The sequence below is a fragment of the Natrinema sp. DC36 genome (assembly GCF_020405225.1).
In the GTDB taxonomy this organism is placed as follows: domain Archaea; phylum Halobacteriota; class Halobacteria; order Halobacteriales; family Natrialbaceae; genus Natrinema.
In genome coordinates, this window is record NZ_CP084472.1 from 2,022,951 (window position 1) to 2,042,386 (window position 19,436).

Sequence of the window (19,436 nt, forward strand, 5' to 3'; positions counted from 1 at the left end):
TGATGAGTTGCTTCTGTCTATCCCTGCGTGATGCTGATGAAGTCTAGCACGAACTCCTGCGGGAGTAGTCCACCGTGATAGAACCGCGCGTCGCCGAGACCCTGCTTCCTGAACCGTTTGAGCGGACTCGCGAGGACACTGACGTTGGCGTCTAGATATCCTAGTCGAGTGCTAGCATCAAGCAGTACGCCGGGGGAGTTTTCGTCTACGTCCTTACCGGCAATCCAGCGTCGACCGGAGTCCGACGCTTCGCTCGGTCGCGAGATCTTTTCTGGGGATGCGTTGTCTGGGAGGAGGACGAAGCCGTGGTCGGTCAGCACGTAGGCCCGATCCCACTCACCCTGTTCGAGTTTCGTGCCGATGAACTCCGCGAGCGAGTCGACTCGTTGGGCCAGCAGTCCCTCAAGGTCGCTGAGTTCCTTTTCGCCGATGTTGTCGAGATCGTTTTTGAAGTAGGCGACACGCGTCGACTGCCAACCGTCGTCCTGCTCGCGAGTGACCGTCCAGCCATCACCGTTCAATAGTGACTCGCGCCGGTTGTTCGTCACGCGGCGATTGTTACGTAACGGTTGTAACTCACCATCAACGAGAGAGACGTCGAACATTTGGATCTCTCCTGGCGTGAGTGCGGCTTTTCCGAACTCGGTCTCAGAGGGAAGCGTCCCGAGCCAGATGTCCTCATCGATCGCGAACTCTGGAGCATCGGACGGAAGTGTGGCCACGTAGTTGCGCAACTCGTCCGCGAGCCGGCGGGCGAGGTCGAGCCGAAGGGCGTCGATGACGAACAACGCCACCGTTTGGCCGCTTTCGAGGCCGTCGGATTCCTTCGTGAAGAACTGATAGGCGTGATCTTCTTCGACGAAGGGAGCGCCCGCCTCGACAGTCTCCGTGACGAGGTCGCCGAGGTCTTCCAGGTACTCAACGTACTCCGACTGGAGCTGCGTACGAAACTCGTCGAGCGTATCCGCCGCGGGGTGGTCGTTGGGAAGGTCGGTCTCGGGCTCGCCGGAAACGACCAGGTTGAGCATCGCGTTGTCGATCTGCCACGTGCCGTCGTCCGCGTCGGCGTACAGGGAGACGACGTCGTTGGTCGCGCTTTCGTCCCACGTCTCGAGCTGGTGTGCCAGGCGGGCGATCTCCGCGGCTTGTTTCCACGTCTGCGTCCACGGGCTGTCCGGGCCGTAGGCGCCTCGGTAGTTGCCGCGGAAGTCCTCGCTCCCGAGGAGAGCGTCGTACCGCTCCTCGGCGCGCTCGAGGCACACCTCGTAGTCACCGGCTTCGAAGGACGCGTGCCACTCCTCCCAGAGGCGACGTTCGAGCGCGTCGTCGACGATACAGTCCGCGAGTTCCCACGGGTCGTCGACCTGCGCGATCACCTCGGGCCACATCGCCTCGCCGAGGTAGCGGTCGGCGATGAGGCCGGACGAGGTGGTGTTGTTCAGCACCGACTTGAGTTCGGGAAGGCCGTGAGCGCCGGTTGTCTCGGCACGGAACTCGCTCGGGAAGCGTTCGGCGTCGACACCGGCGTGAATCAGCCACTCCGCGACGGCCCAGCGCCGCGTCGCCGCGACGATGCCCACTGGTTCGTCTTCCTTGGCGACGGCGTCGACGCCCTCACTGGTGAGCAAGTCCGTCATCTGCTCGATGGTGTCTGAGCTGTTGTCGATGTCTCCCCAGCCGTTCTCCAGCACGAACGCGACCGGGTCGGTGTAGCCGCCGGTAACGATCCGCGTGCGGAGCTGTTCGAGCGTCGGGAGTTGGCCGCCGGTGAGTTGGTCGTGGAGAATCCGCGCGATCTCGCGGCGCTTCGCGGGGTCGTCCGACTGCGTCGTGGTTTTCAGTTCCCACGTATCGAGTTGTCCGCGCTCGAACGCGTGAACCGTGAGGTCTTCGATGCTCATCTCCACCTCGGCGCCCGTGTGCTCGACGTCGCGGAACCAGTCGTACTCGCCCTCGGCATCTTCGGGGTCTTTGACGTGTGGGACGTACCAGACCTGTTCGCCGTCGACAGGATTAGCACGGAGTTCCAGCGGCGTCTTCTCGGCGACCTTCAGCTCGACGCCGAGGTCGGCACAGGCCTGTTCGATGATGTCTTCGAGGTAGTTTCCGTCGTCCCACCAGAGAACGACCGGGTCTGATGACTCGGCCCGGTCGAACTTGCTTCGAATGGTGTCTTTCGCGGCGTCCGGAAGGGATTTGCTCGCTTGCATAATTCAGAGCACCTTGTCCTCGACAATTTCGGGGACGACGTTCTTCTCTGCGAGTGGTGTGATGTTGATCGCGACGCCATGCTTGTGGTTCGGCTGGTAGCCGGCAGTCGTCACCTCTGAGAGCGCACGATCCTCCCAGTCGGCGGGGATGTCCGTGGCGACCTCGTCGCAGTCTTCAGAGATCCCCTCGGCCAATTCCTTGTACTCGTCAACGTCGGCGGCGAGTTCCGAAAGCAGCCGCTGGCGTTCAGAGACGCCTGCATCCCCGATCTGGGCTTGGCCGGCGTCTTCAAACTGGTTGAAGTAGTACGTCATGAACAGAACCCCGTTGCTCGCGTAGTGCGACGAGCCCGTGAGATCGTCGTAGTGCTCGAAGAGGTCGTAGAGATGGGCCTCGACGGGTTCGGTGCCGTCATCGGCGTAGGCCTCGAACGCAGCCTGTAGATCGTCGAGTGCATCAAGCCACTCGTCTTGGTTCTTCTGAACAGTCTCGTAGAACGAGGGACTGAACAGGTCTTCCATATCCACGTCCTCCAGATCGGCGAGGGATTCGAGGGTATCCAGCCGAGAGGCCGTCCGATCTCGGAACTCCGCGACGCGCTGGGCTGCCTCTGCGGCGCGTTCTTGCTTCGCCTCGGGCCAGTCGCGCGGGTTGGCCTGCGCGAGTTCGCCGAGCTGTTCCTCGAAGACGCTGAGCTGTTCGAGGCCGCTCTCGCAGCGTTCGTACTCTTCAGCGGCGTCGGCTCGCTCCGAGGTAGAGAGCGACTCGTCATTACGGCGGCTGTTCGCGGCTGCGCGCCGCTCGCGGAGGTACGTCCGCCTGGGCTCGAGGTACTGGTTCTGTAGGCGGTCGAAGATGCTCGCGTCTAACTGGTGGTAGTCCACGAGGCAGCCGAACCCTTCCCCTTCGGGATCGGAGACGAGCCGCTTTGTCGAAATCCGCCAAAGGATCGGCGTCCGGTCGAACTTCGAGATATGGTACTCGAAAAGGTCGTTTTCGAGCCATGCCCGGAGATTCGGGTAAGCTTCGTCGCCTGCGCTCCGGTTACCAAGTACCTTGTCGACTTCTGCGAGCCGATCGGTTGCGTGGTCGCCCCAGACACGTTCGAACTGTGCTTCGATGCGAGTGAGGAGATCGTCCTCACCGTCAATTTTAGAGAGCGGAACAATCCCATCGTTAGCGTTGTGGACAGAACGAAGCGTGAAATGCAATAGGAGGTCTTTGACTTGTTCGGGGAAGTCGTCGGAAACTCCCGTAACAGCTTCAGGATCGTACTGTACCCGCTTGCGTGGGTTTTCATTCGTCCGGAGAGAAATCTCTTGGAGGACAGTTTCACGCTGCTTGTCGGTGATGTTGAAGCAGTCAAAGACAGCCTCATCAATATCATCAGTACGCGACTGGAAGTTTTCACCAATTGTTTCGAGCCGGCGTGCAGCTGCCTCCCCTAATTTTTCTAGTGATGACGATTCATCGACTATGCGATCAGGATCATCAAGATTGAGCTTCTCGCGAAGTTCTCGATGTGGATGCTGATATTGTGGGAGCTGATCCCTACTACCTAGAACTTGCAGAAGAATAGGGCCAGAATAGTATGGGGAGTTGAACTCGTACTGGCGTCTCTGGATGATGTATCCAACGGCATCTTTCGGGAGTTGAGCAATTCGTTCGATTCCCTCTAGTTCGCTAGGCCACGGGAGCCTTGAGACATGGCTAACCTCCCAGTGACGATCTGGTGTCTGTCCAAGCATAAGATAGGTTATTAAGTGGGAATTCGCGTACCCGAGCATTGACCAGCTGTCAACATCGGGAGCGAAAATCTTTCCTGCGTGATCAAATAGAGATCCCGGGTTGAGGTAACCAAACCGTCGGCCTCCCTCTTTCAGATATGTATATGTGAGTACTTCTTTGAAATAATAGTCTTCATTTCGTGGGTAAGATCCGGGGTGACGCTTTACTTCAGATCCGTCCTGCCCCCAGTATATAGTCCGATCTATGCGCGGTAGTAACCATGCATCCTTACCGCCTTTTGCGTAGGGGACAAACCCGTCTCCACTACTCTCCCAGAATCTACGTACGAACCTGCCATTATTCCCGGTTGTAAGTCCCGCTTTAACAGAGCCAGCGCTTTCCACCTCCATTCCACCGTTATCCGCATCAAAGACGATGTCTGAGTCAAATAGCGCCCTAATCTCTCTGGGCATCCAGTATGAAAGTGGAGACCCCGGAATCAGCGAAAACTCCTCCAAATCTCGCACGAAATTTCTCTCAATCTCGCCGTCATACCTGTGGAAGGAGGTTTTCAGAAAGAGACTCTCTTTCTTCTCCTTCGGAATGTCGTGTAGCCGTATGAACCTCGCAGAAGGCCGCTTACTCGTAGTATTCCCTGCACGAACCACGGTTCCGGCGGTTCTGACGGTAGCGTTGTCAAGTACGTCATTACCATACTCGGTCAAGAAATCAAATGTTCCAAGGCGACCGATGAAGTCCTCCCGGAAATCCTCCAAACTCTGTTTAAACATAAATGTCCGAGGAACAATCATTCCAATACGACCATTTTCTTGCGTCATCGACATACACCGCTCGAAGAAATTGATGTAGTATTCTGCGGTGTATTGATATTCTTCTTCCAAATACTTCCGAACATTCGGTGGAATCCGCCCCTGCGATCCGTATGGCGGATTCATTAGCGCTACGTCGTACTCCTGCGTTAGTACCACCAATAGATTCAGGAAGCTCTTGAGGTTCTGTTCTCCGAACGAATCGCTCGTCCGTTCTTCGACGGCACGCCGAAGTGCCTTCAAGAAGGAGTGTAACGACTGATGAGCCCCCTCGTTGTAGTCGGAGAGTTCGGACTGCGTCTTGCTGGAGTCGAACACGTCCTCAAGCGTCCCGCTTACGTCGAGTAGACTGCCGAGCGCCTCCGTGTGCTGGAACGTGTCGATGACCTCGCCGAGCGCCTCGCGCAGGTCAGTCCCCTCGCCGGTGATTTCGTCTAGCACCTCGGCGCCCTCTTCGACCTCCGCGACGCGAGCGTCCGCACAGACGATGTCGACGTTGGGCATCTCGAACTGGCCATCTTCCTCCTCGGTACGCGTTCGAGCCTTCAGGTACAGATTGAACGCCGAAAGCTGACACGAGCGCAGGTCGATATCGACGCCGTAGAGGTTGTGTTCGAGTACCTTCGCCGGAATCTCGGCACGGTCGAGGTCGGTCTCGGCCCACCAGATGCGCTCCAGCACGTCGAACGCGTACAATAGGAAGTGTCCGCTCCCACATGCGGGGTCAATGACTCGCAGTTCAGACGGGTGATCGAACTCGGGGGCGTCGCCGACCTCCTCGTCCGGGATGAGGTACGTACAGAGTTCGGGAACGGACGGACTGTTTTCCGGCGTGACCAAGCGCTCCTTGCGTTCCTCAGGACTGAGTGCTTCCGGCTCCGGCACCGTCGACTCCTGTCCGGTTGCTTCGAGATAGAGTTTCCCGAGCGAGTTGTCGGTGAGCATCCGAACGACCCAGTGTGGCGTGTAGAACTGGTTCGCCGGGCCCACGTCCACCGGTTCGAGCGTGTTCTTCGCGTCGAGAGCTTCGACGACAGGACGATTGTAGTACTCGTACACCCACCCCAACACGTCGTCGCCTCGCCACACTTCGTCGGGTACCTGATCGAGCATTCCGCAGAGATCTTCGAACGTGTCGTCGTCGGGGTCGATCAGGCTGTAGGTAGTCGAGCGGTCGAAGAGGATCTCGATCTCCTCAGCTAGGTCGTCGCACGCGTTCCGGTAGGCTTCGAGGACGGCCTCCTCCTCGAGCATAAACTCCTCGGTGACTAGCCGGTCTGCCGCCGGCGTGAGTCCGTCCTCGCGGAAGGCCGTGACTTCGTTGTCGACGAAGTCCCGAACCTCCATACAGCGGAGCGCGGCCAGTCGGTTGACAATGGTGTAACCCACGCCCGTAATGTACTCCTCGTAGCTGCTCTCCCAGTTGTCGCCATCGACGGCTTCGAGTTCGATGGCCTCAACGAGGTCGTCCTGCTCCTCGCTCAGGGACACGTCTTCGTCCGGCTTCTCGTCGAGGTCGTACTCGTCCTCGAGCTGGTAGCGAACGTTCGCCTCGACACGGTCGCGCATCTCGGTGACGACGTCCTCGAGATGCTCGCGCTCTTCCTTGTCGAGCTGGGCCTTGCGGGGTTGGGTAGATTGTCCGTCCATGCGAAACTCAGTGATGTTTCAAGCAGAGCCATTGAGATGTCTTGAACATTGTCCATCAGTTGCCAGTGCTGATACTCGAATTCTCGTGGTCAATCGCGAGAAAATAGTCTAACAGAGTGATACAAAAGTGACTTTGAGCAGGGGATAGAATCTTGCAAACCTAATGGGGCGCATTCCGAGTTGGGCCAAGGTAGTCCTCTTCTTGAGCTCCTATAGCCCGCTCTACATCATCATCGCACTTCGCGCCCACAACGCCGAGCTTTCTATTCTGGGACTCCAATTGGAACCAGTTGGTTTCGGGCCGGTCGAATTGTCCTACCTCTCCCTTGGCTCGCTACTCGTCACAGTCGTTAGCGTGGCGTTCTTGGCCGTAATGATCCGGATGAACCGGACACGACAGGGTCAGATGAGCGAAATCGAACACTATCGGAATCGATCGGATATGTTCACGGAGTACCTGCTGGTCTACATCTTTCCCTTCATCGTGTTCGAGTTCTCGAATATGTTCGACGTGGCGGCGTTTCTAGTCCTATTCATAACCGTCGCAGCAATCGTAATCCGTTCTAATCGTCTCTTCGTCAATCCCGTACTGATCGCCTTTCGGTATCGGGTGTATGAGGTCGAAACAGAGCACGATAGACGAATTCTCCTCACCAAAGAGCGGCTTGATGGTAATGACATAACAATCAACACCGCAAGAATAAGTAGCGATGTCTATATTACTACAAGATAATGAGTACAGCGAGCGAAGACGAAGCTCGAGACCAGTTTGACGACCTGGTCGATTTTCTCCAACGGATCGAAGCGGTCGACACGAGCGAACTCGGGATCGATCTGCTGTTGGCTCGGCTTGACAAAGGAAGTGATGAGGAGTACGCCTACAACTTCGAGCGCATCTCGTTAGATCAAGAGATTCCCGAGGAACTGGAAGGGCTGGTACGCGAGAAGGTCGAGAACAAGCAGTCCGCCCTCGAAAGCGATAAGATCCGCTTTTCTGACTACAGCATAGAAAACCGCGATCGCGATCAGACGTTCGTCCAGTACGAACCCGCCGAAAACATCCCGCAGTTCGATAATTTTGAGCGCCTCCTCGAAGGGCAACGATTCAGCCACACCACATATACTGAGCCACCGAAGCCGGAGTTTCAAGCGATCCGTATTCAAGACGGCGAGACGGGGGAGATGGCGATCGCCTTCTTGAATTATTCGCGAAGTCAAATCATGGGGCGGACGTCGTGGGCTCGGATGAAGGTAGGGAGTGAAAAACATCGGAAGGTGGATGATTCTCTGATCTCCATCCCCGACCGCGTCGACGCCGTGTATTACGACGAGATGATGTACATCTTCGTCCAATCGAAGTTCGAAAAGGTGTTTGATTATCTAGCCGAGTACGAACGATGCGCTGACAACGTCATCGAGACTATCGAAGAGACGGATATTCCGTTCCATGACTTCGAGATGTTTAGCGAGGCCGTCTACGGCAACAACCGCGTCCTGCGGCTGATGTACAAAGTCCACGAGCGCGGAGTGTACGAGGACATGGATTCGGCAGATGCGGCGTATATTCGTGAGAACTTCGATAGCGACGTGAAGTTCGAGGAGAACGGGGACGGAGAGATGGCTATCAAGATGGACGACAAACGAGACGTCTGGGCAGTCCTTCGGTTCTTCAATGATGACCACCTCGACTCGCCTCTCACAGATGAACAGTACATTTCGCTATCCAAGCAGGATGCCGGGTGATTCAGTCAGAGTGGGGTGAGAACGCGTTGTCAGAACCGTTAGTGAACTCCAACGGTTCGAGATTCTACGCAGTTTCCTTCTGAAGTATTCTCCGGGCTTCTGACTCCAGCGCACCGAAATTCAGATCTTGATCTGATCGACAGGTAATTCGCACGCCGCTTCGACCACTACTCCGCATATCATCTTTAACTGCGACTGAATCGACATCAATTCCGAGAGCTTCGGCGATCTCTCCAGCGTTCAGTGCCTCGGTATCGACATCGTACAGGTCGATATGGAACAAGGTGCGTTTTGTTCGAATTGCGATACGGCGCTTTCGGCCCTTATTGAAGGCGACGTAGTGTTTCTGACCCCATTCTGGCCCGTTGAGGAATTCGAGTTCCTGTAGTGCAGTCGTGACGTCTTCCAACAGGTCGGCAGTTTGCTCGTTCGAACGCTCGTTGAGGTGCCAACTCTGTCCGTCCTCCTTCCACGGCTCGTCGGAGGTGTCGGGACTCACATCGGTCACGGTGTGTTCTGGCGTCGGAATTGTCTGTTCTGCATCGAGATACAACCGGTCGTCGTCCTTGAGGAGTTGGAACTCGATAACGGAGATGTCGATCGACCTGTCGCTGAGCCACCGAAGCACGATATCCAGCCGCTCGCGGACGGACTCACCGACGAAGACGATCCGCTGATCCTGGTTGAGCGTGTAGTCCTCGTTGCAGAACTCGTCAAGTACCTCGGTAAACGTGGTTTCTTCCTCGTAGAGCGTCTGCCCCCACGTTGTAGATTTGAACTTTTTAAATTGGTCGCGAAGTTTGGAGTAATCCCAGTGTGAGGTGTACGCGGCATACTTGAGGCCCTGAAAATCGACTTTCGGTTTCAACGCGCCTCGTTTGAGTTCGATAGCAACCACATTGGCATCTCGGTCGATAGCGAGGAGATCGATCCCATCGCGGATCTGCTTCACGGAGACTTCTCGACCGATGAGCCGAAAGTCCTCGCCGAGAATACTTTCAGGACTATTTATAATCCACTCCCGGAGATCATCCTCACGAAATCCCTCATCTTTCAGGGAAACTGTTTCTAATGTGGAAACGTCTTCCTCATCCCCGACTCTGAGCATGGTGGCGAGATAGAATCACGGGCGCACGATAATGTTTTATAATGTCAGTCGAGCGGCTCGATCATCATAACAGAGCCATCGGGTAGCTCGTCCATAGTTTCTCGAATCCGCTGCAACTGCTCGTCGACACCGCCAAGTAACTGTTCGGCTTCTTCGATCAGTTCACCTACGTGTTCCTCACTCGGCGGGCTGGTTCCCTCTACTGCATCAACTACCTTTTCGGTAAGATCGTGACCAGGATACTCGGATTGTAGTTCGCCGGCAAGCTCCTCAAGCCGCTCGTCGACTTCGAAGGGATTCTCTGCCTCATCGAGGAGATGCTCTACCTCGTTGACGCTCGGGGGCTGTGACCGACTGAGCATCTCGTTCACATCGGTTGTGATCGGATGGTTCGGGTGTTCCTCCTCAAGTCGTCTTGACGCATCACGAAGTCGCGACCAGAGCGATGCCTCGCTGCCGGATGCGTCGAGGAGCTGCCGTGAACGTTCGTATCGTTTGGCCTGCTGGACGACCGTCGGGTCGACGAGGTCTTCCTCCGAGAACGAGTCACCGTTCCACGCCGTCTCGAAGAGGTTGTAGAGATCGTCGATGGTCACGCTGTCGAATTCGACGCCAACGCGGTCGGCGATTTCCTTGCTGCTCCCATCGTGTGCATAGAGCCACGTAACGAGGCTGGAAACCACACTCTCTGGTTCCTCTTCGGGCGGCGTTTCTCCCGTGGTGCGTCTGTACTGTTCACGGACGACAGTTCGTCTGTGAGCGTCGGCGTCGTCGATCATCGCCCGGAGACGGTCAGTACCAGGTACCTCGTCTCCGCCAACGATCGTCTGCATCTCGCCCGTGATGTCCGCTCCGGGGTACAGCCGTTGCATCTCTGTCGTCCGCTGGCTGAACCGCTCCCAGAGGGTGTCACCGTCTTCACCCGGGCTAAATAGCCCTCTTGCCCGAGCAAAGCGCTCGGTTTGCTGTTCGATCTCGTCGGATGCGAAATCGTCTGTATCGAGGGATTCGCCACCGAGTGCGGGTTCGAAAGCTGCTTCGAGTTCGTCCAGCGAAGCGCCTTCGCCGAACTCTCTGCTGACTCCACGCAGGACGCGTTTCACTAGCACGCTGTTCTCGTCCACCCACTCGGCCAACTCCGAGAGCCATGCGTCGGGATCGGTTCCGTCCGGTTCCTCGCCGATCAGTGTCTCGACAGTCTCACGAATTTGGTCGGGATCAATACCGTCCAACGACTCGAATCGAATCTGGACTTCGGTGAGGTTCGTCTTGTTTCTGACTGCTCGCCCGATCTCGTCCGGTTCGGTGATGTACTCGTCGTCTCGGCGAAGCGCGATCTCGTTAGCTGTTGCGAGTGTGATCAGTAGTGCCGAAATCGACTCCTGTGGCGTCCCGCGATATGTACCTCCGCGCTGGACAGTCTGATCAAGCAGATCTTCAGCACGAAGCGATTGGCTGGCTTCGTACTCATCAAGGAACTCCAGACACCAACCGTCAGCGAGTTCTGCCCTATCGGTGTCCACGCCGAGCGTGACGGCGTCCTCAGCCGAAAGGGGCCAGTCGCCGACGCCGCGGAAGAACCGTGCCATCTGCTTGGCGTCGTCGACTTCCGTTATCCCGTTGGTCAGGACGAACCGCGTCCCACTGAACACGGACTGTACCTGCTCAGCCACCACTCGTTCGAACGCGTCACCGTATCGCCCTCTCGTCCCGCCAGTTCGGACGTAGACATCGGCTTCGTCGAGCTGGTCGCGAACCGTCGACTCGAGTGCACGCTGTTCATCGCGATGGTCGGACTCTAAGTCCGGGTACGTCTCCGTTTCCTCCGAGAGGACTTCCTGCATTCCCATCACGTCACGCAGGCGATCAACCGTCGATTCCGGAACGTCAACGGCGATGAGAACGTGTTCGCCACCGTCCCGTCCCTCGTTGGTCGACTGCCACGCCTCTACCTGATCGCTCACCGTGTCTGGTCGATCTGCGACCAGTCGAACACGAACGGAGTCGAACTCGGGCGTCGGGGCTCGTTCGATGGGATCGAGGACGGAGTAGCCGAATCGGAGCGGCACTCTACGCTCTCCCTCGAGGTCGACCTCGTGTCGACTCCCTTCCGAAAGCAGATGATCACTCCCCTCCTGAAGGGAACTCTCCAACTTGGCTGAGAGCCGATGCGACGAGATCTGCTGTGCACGAGTTTTCGCCCGGGTCAGGATATCCTCCTGCTTTTCCGAGACCAGCAGATACTCCTCGTCACCACGGTCGTTCGTCTCTGTCAGCACCTTCCGATCCTCAAGGAGATCAGACAGCGCCGACTCCACGTCGTCCCGAACGGACTCGAACGACTCGTCAGTCGACTTGACCATCAACCGAGCGAGGTTCGCCGGTGTCGACGGCACTTCAGAACGAACTTGATTGAGGAGGTACAGCGCCTTCGCGACACGGACAGAGAACGCATCCTCGTTGCCGCTAGCCGAGGGGATGAGTTTGTTCTCGACCATTTCCTGCACCCACAACGGGATATAGGTCGTCTCCTCAACGAGCAGATCGTACAGCTCATCCCACGTGACGAGGGCACCGACTGGCTTCTCTCCCCACCCGAATCGGGTGAATAGTGACCGGACGAGGATGAGCAACGCCCGGCCCTGTACGTACTCCTCCTCAGTCACACGTCCTCGCGGCATCAACTGCTGAATCACCGTTCGTAAGAGCCCGAGATCGTATTCGCGGAAGGGGTACGACTCGACAGCGTCGGGATCGTCACCGGCAATGTCGGAGTATGCGTCGAGCGTCAAGCCGGGCATTACCCGGAGAGCAGACTCGACATCCTGTTCGCCATCGGTGTCCTTTTGCAGCCATCGTTTACGGACGATGATCTCGGTGTCCGCCCCCTCTAGCGGCTCTTGTGCTCCGTACCACGGCTGTTCTGTGACTTCCGTATCTTCGAACTCACCGTGGATACGTTCGATCGGGTACTGCCCAGTGCCAATTACGGGGGGATTTGGCCCAATTCCCAACTCCGTCAACGCCTCCATCGTCTCTTGGAACTCTCTGTAGCGATGTCGCCCATCGCCGATGAACAGTGCTACCTCGTCGAGCCCTATCAGCAATTCCGTCTCGGTGTCAGGGGTGCTCAATGCCTCTTGAGCCGTCTTGATCCGATCGACTAGTTCGTCGGGGTTGAACTCGTCTGGTTCGACATCATCGATGGCGTCGTCGATCGACTGTTTGACTTCCTCGCGGGATGCAAATGGGGAGTTATCGAGTGTCGGAACAACATCGTAGAGCCAACTTCGTAGCAAGGCCCGCTCGTCATATACCTCCTGAAACGTCTGTCCGTGGTGCTCGACGTCCTGTAATTGCTCCCAACAGCCGTCGTGATTCATATCGAGCTGCCACGCCCACTCCAGCAGCCAGTTCGGGTCAGTCGGATAGCCCAGTTCGCGACCGATGGCCTCGTAGATGAGGTACGGAAGCGGGGGCTCCTGCGACGCGTCCCGGTTGAGGAGGTTCAGGAAAACGGGCTTCAACCGGTCGACGTGTGAGTTCGCGACGCTCTGGCGGAACGATTGGAAGCCCGGCCATCGACTCGCCAGTTCCTCGCCGAGATCGTCGAACTCTGACCCGGTATCAGCGGCAAACCCGATGAGTTTCAGGAGGTGCGTCTTTCCTGACCCGAACGTCGCGGAAATGTAGAGGAAGCGCGGTTCCTCGTGTGGGTACTTGTCGACGAGACTCCCAAGTGTGGTGAGCACGTCGCGAGCGCTATCTGTTTCGTAGAACTCGCGGACGTCGTTCTCCGCCTGCGCTCTGGAATTAACTTTCTGGACTTCCTCAAGTTCGCGGGTCGGTGACTGCTGGAAGATGTCGTGAATGTACGTATCGCTCATTGGAGATGCACCCCTTCGATCCGCCCCTCGATTTGGTGGGCGGGGTAGTAGTTGCGCGATTCCTCACCGAAGAAGCTCAATTTCCCACCGACGATGTCTCCGGGGAACGGGATACCGATGGTCGACTGTATGTTACGGCGATCGAGTTCATCGAGCAGTTCCGAGGCACGCGTGAACGGATAGAGACTCCCGAGATGCGTGAGAAGGACGACGTGCCTCTGCTGAGCTGGTGACTCGATCTCTTCGACCATGACTGCGACGAGTTCCTCTGCTAATCGGTCTTGCATGGTTTCGGTGATCGTCTCTGGTTCGCTGTTCTTTCCGAGATCGACTGCGAGTTCGAAGACATCGGTTTCGACGAACAGTTCGTCAAGTCGAAGCACTTGGACGGTTCCATTCTCCGGGAACCCCTCTGTTTGGTTTGGATTTGTGGCCCACTCGGAGAGCCGATCGGCGACACGTTGCTCGTACTTTGGCTGTACGGGGACGATCACGAACGGGTTTCGGATACCGCGTCGACCGTCAGCGAACTGTGCGAGTCGCTCCGTGAAATCGTGGAAGGGACGCTTGCTCGTCATCGGACGATCACCCCCGTCTCAGTATGCTCGATACTGAGGTCGTATCGCTCGACGAGTCGCTCCAGTTCTGCGTCCAGCGATTCTCTATCTGCCGGGAGAAGTCCGATCGCCGTGACGTCCGTGGGTGACTGTTCACCGACGAGCTCCTGTAACTCCTCAAACGTCTCGCGTATTGCATTGACGTCGCTGCCGGCAACTACGGAGAGTGGCTCCCTGTCGAGAAGCGTGTTCGTGGCCCGGATGAAGTCGTCGGCGTCGGCGTTCGTCGTCCCACCCGTTACCGTGGAAACCGCTCCCGAGACATCATCGTACCACGACACAGCTCGACGGAGCGGCATGATGTATTCGCTCTCGAAGGCCGGTCGGACATTCGATTCGAACTCACTCGCGGGCTGAATCCACGGATGCTCCTGTAACTCGTGAACGAACGAACCCACTTCGGTCGAGTCCTGGAACGAGTTCCATGCGTCCTCGATCGCGTCGTCGAGCGCCGGTGAGGTGTTTCGGACGTCGTTGAATCTGTCCCAGCCGTCGTGTGTCCACCACTCGTCGTCGTATCCATCGATACTTTCACCGAGTGTTCTGCTTGCCGTCTCGCACTCGTCGGTTAGCCAGTTGTATGACTGCTGGACGAGAGTCTGTTGGGCGTCGAGTTGCGTGAGAGCGGGGAGTCGAAGGTTCCACACCTCTTTGGCGTCTTCGAACCACTCCTGAGCGTCATTGGTCTTTTCGACGACTTCCTCCCAGTCAGTGTCTCGAGATTTAACTGCCTCTCTTCTGTCAATAGCGTTCTGCTGTTCGGCTTCTAGAGCCTCTACGAACGATTCAAGCAGATCACGAACGACTTGCGTTTGGACGTCACTCTCCGAAACCAGTCTAACGTCTTCAACAAGGCTACCGAGTCGACCGGCGAGCGTGTCGTTCGCAGACTGAAGCCTGACAATTCCATCAGGAATGGTTTCCGTCGAGTCGATGAATCCGCCCTTCCGAAGAATCCCTCGTACACCCCCGCTCCCTGCGATCTTGAGACGCGTCGTCGTCAGTTTATTCAGATCGATGACGGCGTCGAGTTCGAGAGAGTCTCCAGTTTCGTCGACAGGTAGAAAGTCTCCCTTCCGGCAGAGACCCCAGATGATCGTACACAGCGCGGGGCGGGCATTCTCGTAGATCGACTTCTTTTCGATGATCCCATCGAGGATAGTGGCCATCGCGAGGTTCCCGCCGCGATGCTTCAGTTGCTGACCGGTGAACGCACGGACGTTGTTTTGAATTGAGCCGCCATGCGTCTCTGGATCTTCCGTGGCGACATCGATTTGCTGAGCCCACGCAGGGAGTGGGTCTTGTGCGGTGAGTCCCCGGAGTTCCTGTAAGTGGTCTTCCCCTACCTGTAGCATTACAGGGTGGAAGTCGTCGGGGTAGTTGACGTCGAGATACTCCTCGACTGCTGAAACTAACCCTCCAATCTGATCGCCGCGATCCTTGACATCGAATGTTCCGCTCTTGAGTGCCTCGACGAGTTTACTTCTGACTCGAACTGCTCGGTCGGCAAGATCACGTTCTACAGACTGGGGGAGTGTATGGTCTCCAACAGCAGCTCTGAGCGACCACCATTCGATGAGGGTGTCGCGGAGGTCGTCAAGCCCGTCCTGTCCGATCGTCCATTCGAGCGGGTCTCCATCATAATCAATATCTTTCGCTGCGGGTGAAATTCCCTCAACGGCGACCTCAACATCGAGTGCATCCTCTGCATCGACCGTTGTATCGAGGCTGATCCCGTCGATGCTGAATTCGTAACGGACTGGGTATTGCTCGCCGGTATCGCCGTACTCCGCGGACGTCGGAAGTGAGAGATCACGAACGACATCGTCCCACAGATACCCGTCAACAGCCTTGATGACGCCTTCCCAGTCCGGATCGTTCACGTTCTGCTCGGACGCTTCGATTATCTCGCGCTCTTCGGGATGGGTGAACGCGTACTTCGGGCCAGTTTCGTCGTGCGTCGGGCGGATAAACTTCCGCAGCCGTTGGAGCGAGTCCTCCACGCGATTTTCCATTTGGAACTGGGTGGGGCCGTCAAGATCGCTCAAAACGGCGACAGCGAGGTTCCGCTCAGACATCGGAATGGTGTCGGGAATGTGTTGAAGGAGCAGTACGGCCTTCGCGACGTCCACGTCTATTTCCTCCAGTTTGCCGGCGTCGTGCTGCCCCTCTATCTCGTTGATAACCCCCACGTCTTGCGGGGTGATGTCGTGGAGTTCCGGTTCGATGAGATCATAAAAGTCGACAAGCGAAATGACGTCGGCCTCATCGGCGGCTGCCATCCACTCCTCCAAGAGTCCGTGAACGAGAGCCAGAATCGCTCGTGCAGTTCCCGAGAAGATCGACTTAGCCGGGTCGTGAGCTTCTTGCCGGAGATTCGAGAGGATCTCGAGAAATAGCGGTGGCTGATACGGGAGGAACGGGTAGAAGTCGATGAGCTGTTCCCGATCGATGCCGTCGAGCGGTGGCTCGGTGTTCTGTTCGATGCCTGAATAGACGAGGAGCGTCTCGGGCTCGTTGCTGGTTCGCTCGAGGACGCGTTTCGTATTCGTCCGCCCGGTGTCCGTCTTTTTGAGCAATCGCTGTGTGGATATTTCGCCGACGTGCCGGCTCGGGAGGCCGAACCGATGTGGGAATCGATCCTTGACGATGCTAAAGTCGGCACCGCGAGCTGCAAACTGCGGTTGGACGTCTTCGATCTTGGCTTGTGCTGTCGCCACCAATTGGATGTCGCCGTCGCCGATCTCGTCGACGCTCTCGGCGAGCGTCTGTAGCTCGGTGAGTCGGTCGAAGTCCGTGCCGATGAAGAGGCTGACCTCGTCAAGCAACAACACAAGTTTGACTGGCTGACCGAGTTCCTTCTCGCGGTCGCTCCGTATCTGTTCGAGCCGCTTGACCATCGCTTCGGGATCGAGATCGGACGGCGTCAGGTCGTCGATTCCGTCCGCTGTGCCGGTCTCCTGTTCGAAGAGCGCTGGAAGTACGACATCGGCGAGAGCCTTGTACTGCTGAACGTTCTGCCAGTCGTACTTTTCGGGACTGCCAACCGTATTCTGTAGTGCTGATTGGGTGTTCGTTGTCCGGTCGCTCCACGCGTCAGTCGTCCGGTACCAATCCTCGAAATACGCGACATTGAGTTGCGATGAGAGCCCCCCTTCGACGCCGGTAAGCCGTGCAGACGTATGAGCGCTCTGTAGGACGATCTCACTGAAGCTGAGTTCCTTTTGGCCCTGATGCTTCAGGAGATTCACCGAGATCGGGATGACCTCGTACTCCTCGTGGATCGACGACCACGTCGATTCGAGCGCCTCGAGCTCACGACCATCGGCGAGTTGTGCCCAGACAGCGTCTCGCTCTCGAAGCCACTCGCTGTCCATCAGGCCGCGAAGCACGCTGAGGAGGTGGCTCTTTCCGCTGCCGTAGTAGCCGTAGAGCCAGTAGTTCGCGCCCGACCGCATATCCTCGGAGCGCCCCAGTAGCCGCGAGAAGAAGTCGGACATGAAGTCCTCGGACTCCTCGGTTACGTGGTAGGTGTCGATCGATTCGAGCCGGTGATCCCGCCCATCGTCTTCTCGATCGATCCGCACCGACTCCTCGAAGTCGCTCCCGACGTCGGCAGCGAACCAGCTCTCGTCGGTCATAGTTCTCCCTCCCACGGTTCAGCCCAGTCGTACGTGTCGTCGACCGGATGGAGTCTCACTTCACCGTGAATTCCGCTCGCTTCCCAATTCGGATGGTCGCTTACACGTTCGGCCAAGGAGTCCCAGTACTGCTCCGGCTGGAAGAGGTAGAGCCAGCCGGTCGGCTGGGAAAGCCAGTCATCCCCATGGGCCTCCCACGAGTATCCTGACGCGACCAGCAGCGGTGTCGTTCCGATATTGGGAATCTGGCCCTGTAACGCCTGCTGTGTGTCGAGAACGCCGATCTCTCGCATCACGGATCGGAGTCCTTCGCCCCACCGACGCGTCGTCGATTCTGCGTAGTCGAACTCGCTCCCATCATCGTAATGGAATTCGTTCAGAAGGCGTTCAACTGTGTCCTGCTCGAAGTCCAGCCCGTCGACGCCGGATTCCTGAAGCCGATTGGCGTATCGGTGGACGATGTACTTCACGAGAGGGTCGTCCTCCACTAAGTAGAAGTATAGTACCTGCGCCTTGTCGCGTTTCGTCTCGCATCGATCGAATACGGTAGGAAGTTGGACGATCGACGGGAGTTCGCTTCCAGCAGTCTTGAATCGCGAGCTGAGAGCGCGATAGATGCCCTTCGAACTACCGCGTGTACTACGCTCGTCGAACCGTTCTTCGAGCCACTGCTCTTCGACGACTGTCCAGTCTCTATGTCGGGCGTACAGCCGAGCGAGCATCTCTGCCCGTTCCACGAGAAGTCCGCATCTAGTGAGCGCCATCGACACCTCTTCGTGAGCGAATGTAGAGTCGAGCGACGGTAGAGAAATCCCCCTCCCGTCGGTGCGAATAGTCATACTAAATCCCGAACCATCCACACCACTTAGTTGATATGGATGGGATTGGGGAATTGAGGTGGCCGTAGAATGCTTGAGATGGAGCGACAATCAGGGCCTCGAATATCTCGATGAGAACGCCTCTCGTAAATCCCGTGCGATAGCAATGAAGTACGGATGGCGTATCGAGATCTCCTATGTATAGATGAGGCTCATCAAGCTCGCAAAAACTACTCAGGATTCAAAGCACGGAGATCTTCAACAAGCTCCTCATGTGCGATCTGCACCGACGGTGCATTCGGATAATGCTTAATCAGCTTGTACCCAACGATATCACCACCCGCATCAACAATCACCGACCCAAGATGCGATCCGATTTTCGTCGTCCGAAGATCCGTATGCTCCAAAATCGCCGACAACACCGCATCCGGGTCGGCGTTGAGATGATTCACAAGCTCGTTCGTCCGATCAATTTCTTCGTTCGGCGAATTCAAGTTCCACTCAGTCACTCGCGTTTGCGCCTCTCTGTCAAGCGCAATCTTCACCTTATAAGTGTACGCATCACCGTCAAGTGATTTGAAATATCTGCTGATACTATCAAGTGGGGTAACAGAACGGAATTGCTCACTGCTGAAAGTTTCTTGTTGTGACATGATGTATTAGTTGTCGAACGACCCGAAATCGCCCGACTCCTCGTACATAATCATACGACATACACCTTCTTAAACCGTTGGGCGAGCACACGAAAAACCAACCACTACACAAAACATCCACTCACCACGACGGGTGTGTCACGAGTAACAGATCCCCCAGTTATTCAATCATCGAGCCACTCCGAAACGCGCCATTCATCCGAATCCTCAATCGGCCCATTCCTCTCCTCCATCTTCACCACCTTCCGCACACGAGCAATACCGTACGGAGACTGATGCTCAGCAGCGATATGCGCACGTTCTCTCAAAGACCGACCATCCCGATCGCCATCCTGAAGAAAGAGCTTCTCCGACGTGATCCCACCACTCTCCGCGTCGAAAATCACTCGAAACAGACACACTGGCGGATCAAGTCGTGACAGACTCGACGAACACGATGGGGTCGGGTTGTGACTCAAAATTTCTCCATCAAGCGTTTGTTGTTTCAACGGCATACAGTTGCAGTCCCCATCAGCCACTTAAAAAACTCCGGGAACACCCCACCACTCAC

The 19,436-nt window shown here is 56.8% G+C and carries 10 protein-coding genes; 2 read left to right on the forward strand and 8 right to left on the reverse strand.

Annotated features, from left to right (window positions below):
- Nucleotides 1–17: 17 nt before the first annotated feature.
- Together pglZ and pglX are read right to left on the reverse strand one after the other, a co-directional pair.
- Nucleotides 18–2,210: a BREX-5 system phosphatase PglZ gene (pglZ, locus tag LDH74_RS10625; protein ID WP_226042473.1), complete on the reverse strand. Its 2,193-nt coding sequence runs from the start codon at nt 2,208–2,210 to the stop codon at nt 18–20.
- Between the two features lie 3 nt (nt 2,211–2,213).
- Entirely contained in the window at nt 2,214–6,419 is a 4,206-nt protein-coding gene (gene pglX, locus LDH74_RS10630) for a BREX-5 system adenine-specific DNA-methyltransferase PglX (protein ID WP_226042474.1), read from the reverse strand.
- Between the two features lie 163 nt (nt 6,420–6,582).
- Between pglX and LDH74_RS10635 the strand changes: the two genes are divergently transcribed.
- Both LDH74_RS10635 and LDH74_RS10640 read left to right on the forward strand, forming a co-directional pair.
- Nucleotides 6,583–7,152, forward strand: a complete 570-nt coding sequence (locus LDH74_RS10635) for a hypothetical protein (protein WP_226042475.1) — start codon at nt 6,583–6,585, stop codon at nt 7,150–7,152.
- Nucleotides 7,153–7,259: 107 nt separating this feature from the next.
- Entirely contained in the window at nt 7,260–8,162 is a 903-nt protein-coding gene (locus tag LDH74_RS10640; RefSeq protein ID WP_226042476.1) for a Kiwa anti-phage protein KwaB-like domain-containing protein, read from the forward strand.
- Nucleotides 8,163–8,226: 64 nt separating this feature from the next.
- Here LDH74_RS10640 and LDH74_RS10645 read toward each other — a convergent pair whose 3' ends face one another.
- The 6 genes from LDH74_RS10645 to LDH74_RS10670 all read right to left on the reverse strand — a co-directional run bounded on the left by LDH74_RS10645 (nt 8,227) and on the right by LDH74_RS10670 (nt 18,886).
- Nucleotides 8,227–9,270, reverse strand: coding sequence for an endonuclease NucS domain-containing protein (locus tag LDH74_RS10645; RefSeq protein WP_226042477.1), 1,044 nt, complete (start codon nt 9,268–9,270; stop codon nt 8,227–8,229).
- Between the two features lie 44 nt (nt 9,271–9,314).
- Nucleotides 9,315–13,157, reverse strand: a complete 3,843-nt coding sequence (locus LDH74_RS10650) for a hypothetical protein (RefSeq protein ID WP_226042478.1) — start codon at nt 13,155–13,157, stop codon at nt 9,315–9,317.
- Nucleotides 13,154–13,735 (reverse strand): BREX protein BrxB domain-containing protein, encoded by a 582-nt coding sequence (locus LDH74_RS10655; RefSeq protein WP_226042479.1) that lies wholly within the window; start codon nt 13,733–13,735, stop codon nt 13,154–13,156. The genes LDH74_RS10650 and LDH74_RS10655 overlap by 4 nt, the downstream gene beginning before the upstream one ends.
- Nucleotides 13,732–17,415 carry a hypothetical protein gene (locus LDH74_RS10660; protein WP_226042480.1) on the reverse strand — a complete coding sequence of 1,228 codons (3,684 nt, stop codon included), beginning with the start codon at nt 17,413–17,415 and terminating at the stop codon, nt 13,732–13,734. The genes LDH74_RS10655 and LDH74_RS10660 overlap by 4 nt, the downstream gene beginning before the upstream one ends.
- On the reverse strand, nt 17,412–18,179 hold the full coding sequence (locus LDH74_RS10665) for a DUF1819 family protein (protein ID WP_226042481.1): 768 nt from the start codon (nt 18,177–18,179) through the stop codon (nt 17,412–17,414). Before LDH74_RS10665 ends, LDH74_RS10660 begins: the two co-directional genes overlap by 4 nt.
- 284 nt (nt 18,180–18,463) lie before the next feature.
- Nucleotides 18,464–18,886 carry a hypothetical protein gene (locus LDH74_RS10670; protein WP_226042482.1) on the reverse strand — a complete coding sequence of 141 codons (423 nt, stop codon included), beginning with the start codon at nt 18,884–18,886 and terminating at the stop codon, nt 18,464–18,466.
- Between the last annotated feature and the right edge of the window lie 550 nt (nt 18,887–19,436).